The 12909-nt window shown below is 68.5% G+C and carries 12 protein-coding genes and 1 tRNA gene; 3 read left to right on the top strand and 10 right to left on the bottom strand.

Annotated features, from left to right (window positions below):
• Positions 1-48: 48 nt before the first annotated feature.
• Together QFZ53_RS16840 and QFZ53_RS16835 are read right to left on the bottom strand one after the other, a co-directional pair.
• Positions 49-1353, bottom strand: a complete 1305-nt coding sequence (locus tag QFZ53_RS16840) for a DUF4032 domain-containing protein (protein WP_292906449.1) — start codon at positions 1351-1353, stop codon at positions 49-51.
• 86 nt (positions 1354-1439) lie between these two features.
• Positions 1440-2546: an ABC transporter ATP-binding protein gene (locus QFZ53_RS16835; RefSeq protein ID WP_292906447.1), complete on the bottom strand. Its 1107-nt coding sequence runs from the start codon at positions 2544-2546 to the stop codon at positions 1440-1442.
• A 246-nt stretch (positions 2547-2792) separates the two neighbouring features.
• On the opposite strand from QFZ53_RS16835, the gene QFZ53_RS16830 reads away from it, so the two are divergent.
• The 3 genes from QFZ53_RS16830 to QFZ53_RS16820 all read left to right on the top strand — a co-directional run bounded on the left by QFZ53_RS16830 (position 2793) and on the right by QFZ53_RS16820 (position 4889).
• A complete protein-coding gene (locus QFZ53_RS16830) occupies positions 2793-3743 on the top strand; it encodes a DsbA family protein (RefSeq protein ID WP_307298348.1) in 951 nt (316 codons plus the stop codon).
• Positions 3744-3794: 51 nt separating this feature from the next.
• Positions 3795-3870, top strand: a tRNA-Thr gene (locus QFZ53_RS16825).
• 65 nt (positions 3871-3935) lie between these two features.
• Positions 3936-4889 carry an aldo/keto reductase gene (locus tag QFZ53_RS16820; protein ID WP_307298346.1) on the top strand — a complete coding sequence of 318 codons (954 nt, stop codon included), beginning with the start codon at positions 3936-3938 and terminating at the stop codon, positions 4887-4889.
• Here the strand turns inward: QFZ53_RS16820 and QFZ53_RS16815 are convergent.
• From QFZ53_RS16815 to QFZ53_RS16780, 8 genes are all read right to left on the bottom strand, one after another.
• Entirely contained in the window at positions 4886-5563 is a 678-nt protein-coding gene (locus QFZ53_RS16815) for a response regulator (protein ID WP_307298344.1), read from the bottom strand. The two genes, QFZ53_RS16820 and QFZ53_RS16815, sit on opposite strands and share 4 nt — an antisense overlap.
• Positions 5560-6819, bottom strand: coding sequence for a sensor histidine kinase (locus QFZ53_RS16810; RefSeq protein ID WP_307298342.1), 1260 nt, complete (start codon positions 6817-6819; stop codon positions 5560-5562). Before QFZ53_RS16810 ends, QFZ53_RS16815 begins: the two co-directional genes overlap by 4 nt.
• 9 nt (positions 6820-6828) lie before the next feature.
• Complete coding sequence (locus QFZ53_RS16805) at positions 6829-7638, bottom strand: ABC transporter permease (RefSeq protein WP_307298340.1); 810 nt, start codon at positions 7636-7638, stop codon at positions 6829-6831.
• Positions 7635-8546, bottom strand: a complete 912-nt coding sequence (locus QFZ53_RS16800) for an ABC transporter ATP-binding protein (RefSeq protein WP_292906435.1) — start codon at positions 8544-8546, stop codon at positions 7635-7637. Before QFZ53_RS16800 ends, QFZ53_RS16805 begins: the two co-directional genes overlap by 4 nt.
• A gap of 93 nt (positions 8547-8639) precedes the next feature.
• Positions 8640-10433 carry a sigma-70 family RNA polymerase sigma factor gene (locus QFZ53_RS16795; RefSeq protein WP_307298339.1) on the bottom strand — a complete coding sequence of 598 codons (1794 nt, stop codon included), beginning with the start codon at positions 10431-10433 and terminating at the stop codon, positions 8640-8642.
• Between the two features lie 502 nt (positions 10434-10935).
• Entirely contained in the window at positions 10936-11583 is a 648-nt protein-coding gene (locus tag QFZ53_RS16790; protein WP_307298337.1) for a helix-turn-helix transcriptional regulator, read from the bottom strand.
• Between the two features lie 166 nt (positions 11584-11749).
• Positions 11750-12133 carry an MmcQ/YjbR family DNA-binding protein gene (locus QFZ53_RS16785; protein WP_307298335.1) on the bottom strand — a complete coding sequence of 128 codons (384 nt, stop codon included), beginning with the start codon at positions 12131-12133 and terminating at the stop codon, positions 11750-11752.
• Positions 12134-12135: 2 nt separating this feature from the next.
• Positions 12136-12789, bottom strand: coding sequence for an SOS response-associated peptidase family protein (locus QFZ53_RS16780; protein ID WP_307298333.1), 654 nt, complete (start codon positions 12787-12789; stop codon positions 12136-12138).
• Positions 12790-12909: the final 120 nt, after the last annotated feature.

Genomic DNA, 12909 nt, shown 5'->3' with positions numbered 1-12909 from the left:
CGGCCGCGAGGGATCTCGGCCGGCTCTTCTCGGTCGTCGTACGCCCGCTCAGACGAGGTCGCGCCAGTCGACATCCTCGTCGTCATCCGCCACGGGGGTCACGCCCGTGATCACGGGAAGGCTCATGGTCTCGGTGGGCGGCCCCATGATCGTGGCCTCGTCGCGGCGGTGCCGGAGCACCTCGTTGATGTAACTGGTGAGCACCTCGGCGAGCGGCACGGACCGCCCCTGATTCTGCGACAGGTACCAGCGGTGCTCCAGCACCTGGTGGAAGACCTCGGCGGGCTCGAGTTTGGCGCGCAAGTCGTAGGGGATCGCCCGCACCACGGGCTCGAAGACGCGCGTGAGCCATTCGTGCGCGTACATCTCCTCGTCGGCCCACTGCTTGGTGGAGCGAGCGCGGAACTCGTCGAGGTCGTTCAGCAGACGACGGGCCTGGTTCTCCTCGACGTCGAGGCCCGTCAGCCGGATCAGCCGGCGCTGATGATGACCCGCGTCGACCACCTTCGGCTGGATCTCGACCACGGTGCCGTCGGACGTGGTCGACATGGACATCTCGTCGATGTCGAACCCGAGAGCGTTCAGCCTTTCGACCCGCTCGGTGATACGCCAGGTCTCCGCGGCCGAGAACGACTCCTGCGCGGTGAGCTCGGCCCACAGGGAGCGGTAGGAGGAGACGATGCCGTCGGCGATCGCGATCGCATCGACGCCGCGCTCGAGCCTGCCGCCTGCGGCGAGATCCATGACTTCGCCGGCGATGTTCGTTCGTGCGAGGTCGAGGTCGTATGCGCGCTGTCCGTCGGTGAGCCCCTCCTCGTGCAGCTCGCCGGTCTCGGCGTCGACGAGATAGGCCGCGAAGGCGCCGGCGTCTCGACGGAAGAGCGTGTTCGACAGCGACACGTCGCCCCAGTAGAAGCCGACGTTGTGCAGACGAACGAGCAGGAGAGCCAGCGCATCGACGAGACGCGTGGCGGTGTCGGGGCGGAGGACGCGCGTGAACAGAGCGCGGTACGGCATCGAGAAGCGCAGATGCGAGGTCACGAGAGCAGCGGGAAGAGGATCGCCCGCGGCATCCGTCCGTCCGGCGATCACCGCGACTCGATCGACGCAGGGGACGGCGAGGCGGGCGAGGTTTCCGAGCATGTCGTATTCGCGCTTGGCCATCTCGTCCGTCGTCTCCTTGACCGCCACCACCCGACCCGAGAGGTCGGCGAAGCGCACGAGATGCCGGGAGAGACCCTTCGGCAGCGACACGATCTGCTCGGACGGCCACTTCGCGAGAGTCGTCGACCAGGGCAGCGTCAGCAGACCAGGGTCGACCGTGCTGGCGGTGATGCGGAGTGCGTCCTGCATGGTTCTCCTGAAGTGATGGATGCCGGGGGAAACGACGCGGCGCGGGACGACCAGAAAGGTCGACCCGCGCCGCGATGCTGCAGAACTCAGGAAGCCGAGACCACCGGCTTGTCGTTCAGGCGCTCGCCCGACTCGATGTCGAAGGCGTGCACGTGGCCCGCGTTCGCCGCCAGGGTGACGGTCTCGCCCGCGTTCGGGTGGCTGCGACCGTCGACGCGTGCGACGAGGTCGGCGCGCTTGCCGTTGATCTCCGTGTGGCCGTACAGGTAGCCGTCGGCGCCGAGCTCCTCGACCAGATCGACGACGACCGAGAGGCCCTTGCCGTCGGCGGGGCCGACGGTGATGTCCTCAGGGCGAACGCCCACCGTGACCTGCGAGCCGTTCGCGCGGCCCACGGTGTCGCGGTCGAGCGCGACGATCTCGGTGCCGAACTTCACGCCGCCGTCGGCGAGGTCTGCGGCGAACAGGTTCATGGCCGGCGAGCCGATGAAGCCTGCGACGAAGACGTTGTTCGGCTTCTCGTACAGGTCGCGCGGCGATCCGACCTGCTGGAGCAGGCCGTCCTTGAGGACCGCGATGCGGTCGCCCATGGTGAGCGCCTCGGTCTGGTCGTGCGTGACGTACACGGTGGTGACGCCCAGACGACGCTGCAGCGATGCGATCTGCGTACGGGTCTGGACGCGGAGCTTGGCGTCGAGGTTCGACAGCGGCTCGTCCATGAGGAACACCTGCGGCTGACGCACGATCGCGCGGCCCATGGCGACACGCTGACGCTGGCCGCCCGAGAGCGCCTTCGGCTTGCGGGTCAGATACTCCTCGAGGTCGAGCAGCTTGGCGGCCTCGAGAACGCGGGTGGCGCGCTCTTCCTTGCCGACGCCGGCGATCTTGAGGGCGAAGCCCATGTTCTCGGCGACGGTCATGTGCGGGTACAGCGCGTAGTTCTGGAACACCATCGCGATGTCGCGGTCCTTCGGGGGCACGTCGGTGACGTCGCGGTCGCCGATGAGGATGCGGCCGGCGTTGACCTCTTCGAGACCTGCGAGCATGCGCAGCGACGTGGACTTACCGCAACCGGAGGGGCCGACGAGGACGAGGAACTCGCCGTCTGCGACCTCGAGGTTCAGCTTGTCCACGGCGGGACGGGTGCCGCCGGGGTACAGGCGGGTGGCGTCATCGAAAGTGACAGATGCCATTGTGTTTCTCCTTCACCGGCAGGTACGTGCCGGACGATCCGTAGTGATAGAGCGGCGGGGAGCACCCGCCGTGACCCATCATTGGGTCGGGTTCAGTATGGCAGAGCAGACGCCGATCGGTAAACGTCGCACCTGGGTATTTCTCAGACTGTCTGGCTAGCATCGAACCCGGCCGCGTTTCGCGGCGTTCGCCGCGTCGAGCGGCGTCCGGGGCCACCCTGCCCCCGTGAGACGGCAAGAGGAACGATGTCGAGCGACGAGACGCCGAACGTCCCCACCCCTCGCAATTCGCGCGAGGCCGTGCGGGAGAAGGCACAGCAGGTGCACGCCCAGCAGTCGAGGGCGCGTCTGATGCGACGGATCATCATCGGAGCGGTGGCGATCGTCGCCGTCGGTGCGATCGGCACGGCGGTGACCCTTGCGGTGTCGGCGCAGGTGACCAAGCCGCAGCTCTCCCCGAGCGGGATGGATGGCGACGGCATCCTCATCTCCGACATCTCGGCGACCGCGTCGTCCGACGAGGTTCCCGCGACGCCCAGCGCCGAGCCCACAGACGCCGCCACCGAGCCGACGGCGACGCCTGAGCCCACCGCGACGGGGAACGCCGTCGACATCCACATCTACGTGGACTACCTGTCGCCCGACGCGGGCACTTTCGAGCGCGCGAACGCACGCCAGCTGGTGAACTGGATCACCGAGGGCGCGGCGACCGTCACGTACCACCCGGTCGCGCTCCTCACGGCGAGCTCCAACGGCACGAAGTATTCGCTCCGCGCCGCAGCTGCGGCCGCGTGCGTCGCGACGCACTCGCCTGATCAGTTCTACGCCTTCAATCACGATCTGCTCGACGACCAGCCGGAGATCAACAGCGACGGACGCAGTGATGCCGACCTCGCGAATGCCGCAGTAGCGGTCGGCGTGAGCAACGCCAAGGACGTGAAGTCGTGCATCGAGGATCAGGACTACGTCGCCTGGGCGAAGGAAGCAACCAACCGCGCACTCGCCGGACCGCTGGTCGGATCGGATGAGCTCGTTCTGACGTCGGCGCCGATGGTGGTCGTGAACGGCGAGCAGTACGTGGGTGCGCTCGACGACGCCACCGAGTTCTCGCAGTTCGTGCTCACGGTCGCCAGCGACGCGTACTACGAGGCGACGCCCACTCCCACTCCCACGCCGACCGAGACTCCCGCGCAGTAGTCGGAGCGGGTTTCAGGGCGCCCCGCCACCATCGCTATGCTGGTGGCATCCGCCGACTTAGCTCAGCTGGTAGAGCACCTGTCTTGTAAACAGGATGTCACGGGTTCGAATCCCGTAGTCGGCTCCACGACGGATCCGCAATACGGCGTCATCCGGGGAATGCAGCGGGACCATCCGCACGTTGTCCCGAGCATGACCCGCATCGGAAACAGTGATCTCGACGTCTTCCCGCTCTCTCTCGGCGGCAACGTGTTCGGCTGGACGGCCGACCGCGATGCTTCCTTCGCCGTCCTCGACGCGTTCGTCGCCGGAGGCGGCGACTTCATCGACACCGCCGACGCCTACAGCGCGTGGGTGCCCGGAAACCACGGTGGCGAGAGCGAGACGATCATCGGCGAGTGGCTCGCTTCGCGCACGCCGAAGAACGTCGTCGTCGCGACGAAGGTGAGTCAGCACCCCGACTTCAGGGGTCTCTCGGCATCGAACGTGCGCGCGGCGGCCGAGGCATCGCTCGCACGACTCGGAGTCGACGCCATAGACCTCCACTACGCGCACTTCGATGACGAGACCGTTCCGCTCGAGGAGACCGTCGCCGCCTTCGGACAGCTGGTGGCCGACGGCCTGGTTCGCCACGTCGCCGTGTCGAACTACAGCGCCGACCGCATCCGCGAGTGGGTGGAGATCGCGGACCGTCTGGGCGTCGCACGCCCGGTCGCTGTGCAGCCGCACTACAACCTCGTGCACCGCAACGACGTGGAGGAGACGATCATCCCCGTGGCCGAGGAGTTCGGTCTCGGACTCGTTCCCTACTACTCGCTCGCGAGCGGCTTCCTGACGGGCAAGTACCGCTCCACGGATGCGGCCGATCAGTCGTCTCCGCGCGCCACCGGCGCCGCCAAGTACGCGACCGAGGCGGGCCTGCGGATCATCGATTCGCTCGAGGAGATCGGCGCAGCGCACGGCGCATCGATCGCCGCGACCTCGCTGGCCTGGCTCCGTGCGCAGCCGACGGTCGTCGCCCCGATCGCCAGCGCGCGCACAGTGGACCAGGTGCCCGATCTGCTCGCCGGAGCGCGCCTCGAGCTCACAGCCGATGAGATCGCCGCGCTCGACCGCGTCTCGGAGTGGACTCCCGCTCGAGGCTAGGCGCCCGCCGGCGAGTCGTCGCCGTAGCCGAGCCGGTGCGCGAGGATGACGGCGTGAATGCGGTCGCGCGCACCGAGCTTGGCGAGCACGCGGCTCACGTGCGTCTTGACTGTCGATTCGGACACGAACAGCGTCTCGCCGATCTCGGCGTTGCTGAGTCCCCGCGCGATCGCGAGGAACACGTCGTGCTCGCGGTCGGTGAGCGTCTCGAGCAGTTCGGCGCCTTCGGGTGCCGGCGTGTGCAGCCGCGAGGACACGTGGTCGAGCAGCATCCTGGTGATCCGCGGTGACAGCGCGGCATCTCCGCGATGCACGGCGCGCACCGCGGAGATCATCTCGTGGCGCTGCGCGTCTTTGAGCAGGAACCCGCTCGCCCCCGCGCGGATCGCGCCGAACGCGTACTCGTCGAGATCGAAGGTGGTGAGCACGAGCACCCGCGTTCCCGGATGCTCGCGCACGATCGCCTCTGTCGCGGCGATGCCGTCGAGCCCCGGCATCCGGATGTCCATCAGGACGAGATCGGGCTGCAAGGCTCCGGCCTGTGCGATCGCCGCGCGACCATCGCTCGCCTCGCCGATGACCACCAGATCGCTTTCGGCTTCGAGGACCATGCGGAACCCGAGCCGGATGAGCTCCTGATCGTCGACAAGAAGGATCCTGATCTGTTCTGTCATGACTGCTCCAGTTCCTGCTCCACGCCGGGCTCGCCACCGGGGATCGTCGCGCGCAGCCGCCACCGCGAGACCTCCGTGCGCCCGTATTCGATGTCGCCGTTCACGTGCGCGACGCGCTCGGCGAGCCCCTTGAGGCCGAAGCCCGACGGGCCGCTCGCATCGCCGACTCCGTCGTTCACGATCTCGACGACGACTCCGCGTGCGGACCGCTCGAGCCGCACGGCGATCGCGGTCGCGGCGGGCGCGTGCCGGATCGCGTTCGTCACTCCCTCCTGAACGATGCGCGCGACGGCGTGCTCGACGCCGGGGCCGAACGTCGTTCCCCCGGTGCTCGAGAGGCTGACCGGGAACCCGGCCCGCTGGGCGTTCATCACGGTGTCGTGCGGCGTCGGCGCCGACATCGGCGACAGGGGGAGGGGGGCGCCGTCGTCGCGGAGCACGCCGAGCATCGATCGCATCTCTCCGAGCGCCGAGCGGGCGGTGGCGGCAGCGGCGGTCGCGGCCTCGCGGGCCCGGGCAGCATCCGACGTCGCCGCCGCACCCTCTGAGAGCGCGACGATCACGGTGAGCGAATGCGAGACGATGTCGTGCATCTCTCTGGCGATCCGGGCGCGCTCCGCGGCGGCGGCCAGCTGCGCCTGCTGATCGCGCTCGATGAGCAGCTGCCGGGATCGGTCGATGAGCGCGGCCAGGTAGCGCTTGCGTCCGCCCACGTTGATGCCGATCAGCACGCCGATCAGCCCGACCACGAGATTGCCGATGAGACCGTTCGCGGCCATCTGAAGAGTGATCGTCCCGACCGCCATGAGCGCTGCCGACAGAGCTGCGAGGGCGCCCAGGCCTATTCCGAGCCCCAGCCATGCGGCGCGGCTCGAGGCGTAGACGGCGAGAGAGTATGCCGCCACCGTCACCATGGGCGTGCCGCCGGGCGCCCCGAGGAAGAGGAAGAACGCCTCGGCGAGGAAAGCAGCGACGAACGGGACGAGCGGATGCCGTCGGCGCAGCAGCAGGGTTCCGCAAGCGGCGACGACGGAGATCGGGACGAGGACCGCCAGCAGGATCGCGGTCGGCTCGGGGAGATCGTGCTCGCCGGCCCGCACCGGCGTCAGCGACAGGACGAGGCAGAAGAGAGCGATCAGGATGTCGCCGAACAGCGGATGCCGGGCCCAGAACCTCCGGAACACCCCGGGGGGACGCGGCAGCCGCAGACCGTCGTCCTCGAGGGCGACGGCGCTGCGGCTGCGCGGCTTGCTCACGGAGCGACTCTACGCGTCACGCGTGCGCAGCACGGCCCAGGCGCCGAGCATTCCCGCGATCACCCAGGCGCCCAGCGTCAGGTAGGCGACAGGCGTGTCCAGAGCGGCATTCTCGGTGAGGATCGCACTCTGTGCTGCCGCCACCGGCAGGTAGCCGGCGGCGTCCGTGACCCAGGCCCAGGATTCTCCGGCCAGCATGAAGAAGTTCGCCACGATCGGCAGCACGAACAGCAGGCCGACGGTGGCGGCGATCGCCCCCGCGCCCGAGCGGAGGATGAAACCGAACGCCACTCCGATCAGCGCGAACACTGCCATCGCCAAGGACGACACGACGACAGGGAGGACGGATGCCGACGGCTCGGACCAGTCGATGCTCTGGTCACGCGATGCGACGACCGCTGTGACGGCGAGAGCCGCCGCGAAGAAGATCACCAGGGACGACACGAACATGAACAGGGCGATGACGGCGGCCTTGGCCGCGAGGACCGACCCACGTACTGGATTCGCGGCGAGAGTGGAGCGGATCATCCCGGTCGAGTACTCGCCGGTGACGGAGATGGCGCCGAGGATGCCCGCGAGCAGCATCGTGAACTGGATCGGCATGACGACGGCCTGGATCGGATCGAAGCCGGGCTGTTCGACCGCCTGAGCGATCAGCACGGCGATCCCGATGGTGAGCACGGCGACGATGCCGATCGACCACCAGGTCGACCGCAGCGTGGCGAGCTTGATCCACTCGCCGTGCAGTGCACGCGGGAAGGAGGGGCGGTGACCCGTGTCGACTCGCGGTCGGGTGAGGGGAGGGGCCTGGATGGTCATGAGATCTCCTTGGTGCGGTACTCGACGGAATCGCCGGTGAGCGCGAGGTAGGCGTCTTCGAGCGATCCGGTGGTCGGGGTCAGCTCGTGCAGGGGGATGCCGCGCTCGGCGGCGAGGTCTCCGATGCGCGCGGCCGGAAGGCCGACGATGTCGAGCAGATCGGGGGCGGTGCTCACGATCTCGACGGCCGGGCCGCCCACCGCCGCTGCCAGATCGGCAGCGCGCGGCGTCCGCACGCGCACCGTGTTGACTGTCCAGGCGCGCACGAGCTCTTCGAGAGGCGCGTCGGCGAGGACCTGGCCGCGTCCCATCACGATGACGTGGTCGGCGGTCTGCGCCATCTCGCTCATCAGGTGGCTCGACAGCAGCACAGTGCGTCCTTCGGAGGCCGCGTGCCGTACGAACTGGCGCACCCACCGGACTCCCTCGGGGTCGAGGCCGTTGACCGGCTCGTCGAGGATCAGGGTGTGCGGGTCGCCGAGCAGGGCGGAGGCGATGCCGAGTCGCTGCCCCATGCCCAGTGAGAACTTGCCGGCGCGTTTGCGGGCGACGGGGCCGATGCCTGCCAGGTCGATCACCTCGTCGACGCGGGACGCGGGGATGCCGTGCGTGGCCGCCATCGCCCGCAGATGGTTGCGGGCGGTGCGACCGGTGTGCACGGCTTTGGCGTCGAGCAGCACGCCGACTTCGGTCAGCGGGGCGCGGAGTCTGCGGTACTCGCGACCGCCGACGGTCGCACGACCCGAGGTCGGGCGGTCGAGGCCGACGATCATGCGCATGGTCGTGGACTTGCCGGCGCCGTTGGGTCCGAGGAAGCCCGTGACGCTTCCGGGCTTGACGGTGAACGACACGTCCTGGACGGCGGTCTTGTCTCCGAATCGCTTCGTGAGGCCTTCAGCTGTGATCATGCCTCCACGCTAGGCGTGGGCATCCGCCGGGCGCGTCCTCCTCAGGTACCCATCTCGGGTGCTCCGGCATCCCCCGATCGGCGGACTACGGGTCTACGGGTCGACGAACTCGAAGATCATCTCTTCTGGCGACGGTCCCCACGGATCGAAGATGATCTCGGGGTCGTAGACGTCGAGAGGATGTTCGTAGGCGGGTCCCCAGTACCCGTCCGCATCGAGGGCTCGGAAGTAGAACCAGTACCAGCCACGGGAGTTCATCCGCAGCCGCTTGACCGCGTGTCCGGCCGAGTCCAGAGTGATGACCGCCGTGTGGCCCGTCATCGACGACACAGAGATCGTGCCGTTCGCCGGACCTGTGACGTCGATGACGAGTCCGGTCGTGCTCGCCTCCGTCACCTGCATGTCCCAGTTGCCGGTGATGTCCTCGAATCCCTTGACGGCCGGCGACTCGATCGTGAACGAGCCGATGGTGGCCGTGGACTGCGTCGTCCCGTCATCCGCCCACACCTGATAGTCGTAGGTTCCCGCCGGCAGCTCGAGACCACGCGGATCGAAGGACCAGCTGCCGTCGTCGCCGACGGCGGGCGTGTAACGTCGGCCGTTCAGCTCGACGGCGACGGCAGATCCCGGTGTCGCGGTGCCCGCGATCGCGGGGGCGATGTAGCCGGCGGACGCCGCCGGAGTCGTCACACCGGGAGTCAGCGGGGCATCCGGATCATCGCCCGGATCGGCCACCGGCTGCGTCGCAGGTTGAGGCCGCGTCGGGTAGCCCGGAAACGCGTCCGGATCATCGACGAGGTCCACCGACTCGATGCCGGGATCGGAGTTCCATCGCCCGAGTCGGGGTGGATCCGGCTGCGCCGGAGCGGTCGTCGAGGGTGGCGAGGTCGCACCCGTCTGGCCGGTGGATGGCCCACCGGGGGCGGGGGAGGCCGTCGCGACACTGCTCCTCGCATCGGTGAGCGGTGCCCCGTCGGCCTCGCCCGGGTGCACGAGGAAGGAGCCGAGCAGGATCCCGCCGACTGCCAGGACGCCGACGCCGCCCGCGAGCAGACTCGCGATGCCTGCTCCGGCGCCGGTGAGGAGTGCACCTGCGGCCACGGCCGTTCCCGGTGCGAGTGCGCTGGTGGCAGGAAGAGCGACGCCCAGTGCGCCGAAGCCGACCGCGGACAGCGTGACGCCTTGCAGACGCCGTGCGTCGGTACGGAGGACGACGAGAAGATCGCTGCACATCATGCAGTTCTCCAGATGCGTCGTGACCTCGACGCTGACGTCCGGATCGTCGGGGACCGACAGGTACCGGGGGAGGAGGCGCGCGGCATGGGACTCGTCGTCGCGCAGGGGGGCCGGCACCTGCCGGGTCAACCACTGCACCTTCAGGCCCGTGCGCGCCCTGCGGTGCAGCGCGGATACGGCGTTCGGCTTGATGCCGAGTTCGCGGGCGATCTGCGGGCGTGCGACGTCTGCGACTTCGGACAGCCAGAGCACCTTCTGCCAGCGTTCAGGGAGGTCCTGGAAAGCTCCGAGCAGTTCGTTGGCGTTCGACTCCCGCTCGACCAGGCTCAGCGCATCGCGGAAGTCGACCGTATCCGCCTCCACCGTGTCGTCGAATCGGCTGGCCTCCTTGCGCCAGCGGATCGCAGTGTTGCGGATCACAGCCTTGAGATACGACCGGAACGCGAAGTCGGGTCCGCCGCCGTTCGTCGTCACCTGCTGATAGATCGCGAGGAACGACTCCGAGGCGAGATCCTCGGCACGAGAGGGGAGCAGCCGGCGAGAGTAGCGCAGAGCCGCGCCGATGTGACGCTCCCACAGGATGACGTACGCCTCGCGCTGTCCGTCGCGAAGTTCGCGGAGCAGCTCGGCGTCGCTTCGAGGATCCTCCACGCGAATCGAGCCCCCCATACCGGTATACACAGCCAATGATAGACGCGAGGTAGAGGACTCGCCTTCGGAGGCGCCCCTCGTCCTGGGCCATGCGCGCGGGGAGGCGGCTCGAGAGGCGACGCCCCCTTCGCGCGGACTCCGGCACCGACGGGTGCGACCTGTGTCTGAAGCGACGCGGTGCAGAGCGATCGCGATCAGCGTCGGCGGCGCGGCGGGAGTCCGTGACGCACAGTCGGGTTCTGGCCCCATTTGGGGGTCAGAACTGCGGATTTCTCACCGTTCGCACGGTCCACCCGCCAATCTGAACGGGTCGCAGCGGAGCGATCGACTCCGAGGAGCGCCTCTCCCGCGACGATCTCGCCCGGTGAGACGCCGTCCCCGGCACCACCTCCCCTCGGGGCCGGGGATCGCGTCGCGCGACGGACAGGAACCCTCGATCGATTCGATCGAAGGTTCTGCCTTCTTGACCCCCGCCGGGGGTCAAGAAGGAACCCGACTGCTGTCAGCGGTCTCCTGCCGCGGCACGATTCGACCATTCCGTCTCGGAGATGATGTAGCCGTCGGCCCACGCGATCCTGGCGAGGTCGAGCTTGCTGCGAGCGGGACGGCCGGCGACGGTGAACTTCGTCCGGACGCGCTGCAGGTACTTTCGCGCCGTGTCCTGCTTGACTCCGATGCGATCGGCGACGTCGGCTATCGACAGTCCGCTGGCGTACAGAGCGAGTGCGCGTTCCTCCTGTCTGCTGAGCTGCGGAGCATCGGCAGGCCCATGGATGGCGGTCTGTGCGCGCGCCGTGATCGTTAGCCTGCCTGCAAGCGCGCTCTCCGCCGCCGACACGAACATCTCCTCGCTGTCGGTCGTCGACACGATGCCGTCGATGCCGATGGAGATCACGTGCCGGGCGGTGTGCCGGGAGCGCAACGACGAGAGGATGAGAACCCGCATGCCGGCGTCGCGCAGTGCGCTGATCACCTCGACTTGTCGGAGCGCTTCCGCATCGGCAGGCAGATCGAGGATCAGCAGGTGCGGCCAGCGCGTCCGGTCCGTACGCTGCAACCACGCCACGAACGGCCGCAGCGATCCGCCGACGTGCACCACATCGAGGCCGAGCTCGTCCCGCAGCAGCTGCACCGTTCGCGAGCGCTGCATGACGAACTCCTCGACGACTGCTGCGCGGCGCACTCGCCGCACATCGACACGGTCTTTCCGCACCGCGCACCTCCACTGTTCTCGGAGGCATCAGGAGCTCCGTCATAGACGAAGTGCATCTCGGAGGCGAAAAGTGACGTGGGGGTCATGGCCGACCCCCACACGGTCAGGATGGAGGGCGCCCGAAGAGCTCCGGATCGACCGGGCGCACGGCCCGAGGCAGCTTCTCGACGACGAGAAGATACGACTCGGTCACGAGCTCGGCCACCAGTCCCGTCTCGAGCGTCGGGCCGGGCGTCAGCGTGATCCAGTGCTTCTTGTTCATGTGGTACCCCGGCGCGATGTCGGCGAAGGCCTCCCGTAGAGCGATCGCATCATCGGGGTGGGACTTGAGAGTCACGCGACCCGTGCCGTCGAGCGGGATGAGCAGGAACACGCGCCCGCGCACCTTGTAGACGTCCCACTCCGGGCCGAAGGGATTCTCGCGCGTCGCCCCCGGGAGCTCGTCGGCGCGCTCCGCGGCGAGAGAGATCAGATCTGCGGCATCCATCCTCAGAACAGCCGCTCGGCGCCCTTGTCATCCGCGCGGGGGACCGTGACCACTCGGTCGTCGAGGGAGGCCGCGGCCAGCAGCGCCTCGTCGATGAGCTCGCGGTCGCCCTGCGCGCTCAGCCAGTCGCGGGCGAAGGCGGTGGGGATGAGCACCGGCATCCGATCGTGGACCTCTGCCAGATGGGCCGGTGCCGGACGCATGACGATCGAGTAGCAGGTGAACCACTGGCCGTCGGCCGTCCGGCCGCGCTGGGTCACAGCGGCCATGCCGAACAGGGCTGAGGTGTCGAGCCCGAACTCGTGCCACGCTCGTTCGGGTTTCTTCAGCTCGTACCACCCGGTCGCCGGGACCAGCGCCCGCGATTTCATCGCGCCCGGCCGCTCCTGCAGTCGCTCCGAACGGGTGTTGATCGACGGGAACTTCGCGGGCTCCCCGTTCACGAGAAAGCCCCACCACGCCGGCTCGAGCGTCGCCTCGCCGCCGTCATCGACGACGATGGGGCTGAGGTTGCGCAGGTTCTTGCCTGTGGGCCGCAGTGTCTCGCCGGCGTTGGCCGCGGCCCACTCTCGCAGACCTTCCAGCAGGGCCTCATCGGCCTCGGCCAGGAGCTCGTCGTCGGTGAACCGGGGATCCAGCCCGTAGCTCGCGCACATGCAGACAGATTAGCCCGGGTCAAGTGACGCGTCGCGTGAAGATGACCTCCTTAGGGGGTCATCTTCGCCGCCGCCCGCAGTGACGGGGTTCTCAGCCCTTACAAATGACACGAGTGCGGC

The organism is Microbacterium natoriense, assembly GCF_030816295.1.
In the GTDB taxonomy this organism is placed as follows: Bacteria; Actinomycetota; Actinomycetes; order Actinomycetales; family Microbacteriaceae; genus Microbacterium; species Microbacterium natoriense_A.
The sequence above is the reverse complement of the archived record's forward strand: the minus strand, read 5'-3'. Positions and strand labels throughout refer to the sequence as shown.

Bases quoted from the DNA above. Each gene is read 5' to 3' on its own strand.
- QFZ53_RS16840 (WP_292906449.1), bottom strand. From the start codon at position 1,353: ATGCAGGACGCACTCCGCATCACCGCCAGCACGGTCGACCCTGGTCTG.
- QFZ53_RS16780 (WP_307298333.1), bottom strand. From the start codon at position 12,789: ATGTGCGCGAGCTACGGGCTGGATCCCCGGTTCACCGACGACGAGCTC.
- QFZ53_RS16790 (WP_307298337.1), bottom strand. From the start codon at position 11,583: ATGCAGCGCTCGCGAACGGTGCAGCTGCTGCGGGACGAGCTCGGCCTC.
- QFZ53_RS16805 (WP_307298340.1), bottom strand. From the start codon at position 7,638: ATGACCATCCAGGCCCCTCCCCTCACCCGACCGCGAGTCGACACGGGT.
- QFZ53_RS16815 (WP_307298344.1), bottom strand. From the start codon at position 5,563: ATGACAGAACAGATCAGGATCCTTCTTGTCGACGATCAGGAGCTCATC.
- QFZ53_RS16830 (WP_307298348.1), top strand. From the start codon at position 2,793: ATGTCGAGCGACGAGACGCCGAACGTCCCCACCCCTCGCAATTCGCGC.
- QFZ53_RS16820 (WP_307298346.1), top strand. From the start codon at position 3,936: ATGACCCGCATCGGAAACAGTGATCTCGACGTCTTCCCGCTCTCTCTC.
- QFZ53_RS16835 (WP_292906447.1), bottom strand. From the start codon at position 2,546: ATGGCATCTGTCACTTTCGATGACGCCACCCGCCTGTACCCCGGCGGC.
- QFZ53_RS16800 (WP_292906435.1), bottom strand. From the start codon at position 8,546: ATGATCACAGCTGAAGGCCTCACGAAGCGATTCGGAGACAAGACCGCC.
- QFZ53_RS16785 (WP_307298335.1), bottom strand. From the start codon at position 12,133: ATGGATGCCGCAGATCTGATCTCTCTCGCCGCGGAGCGCGCCGACGAG.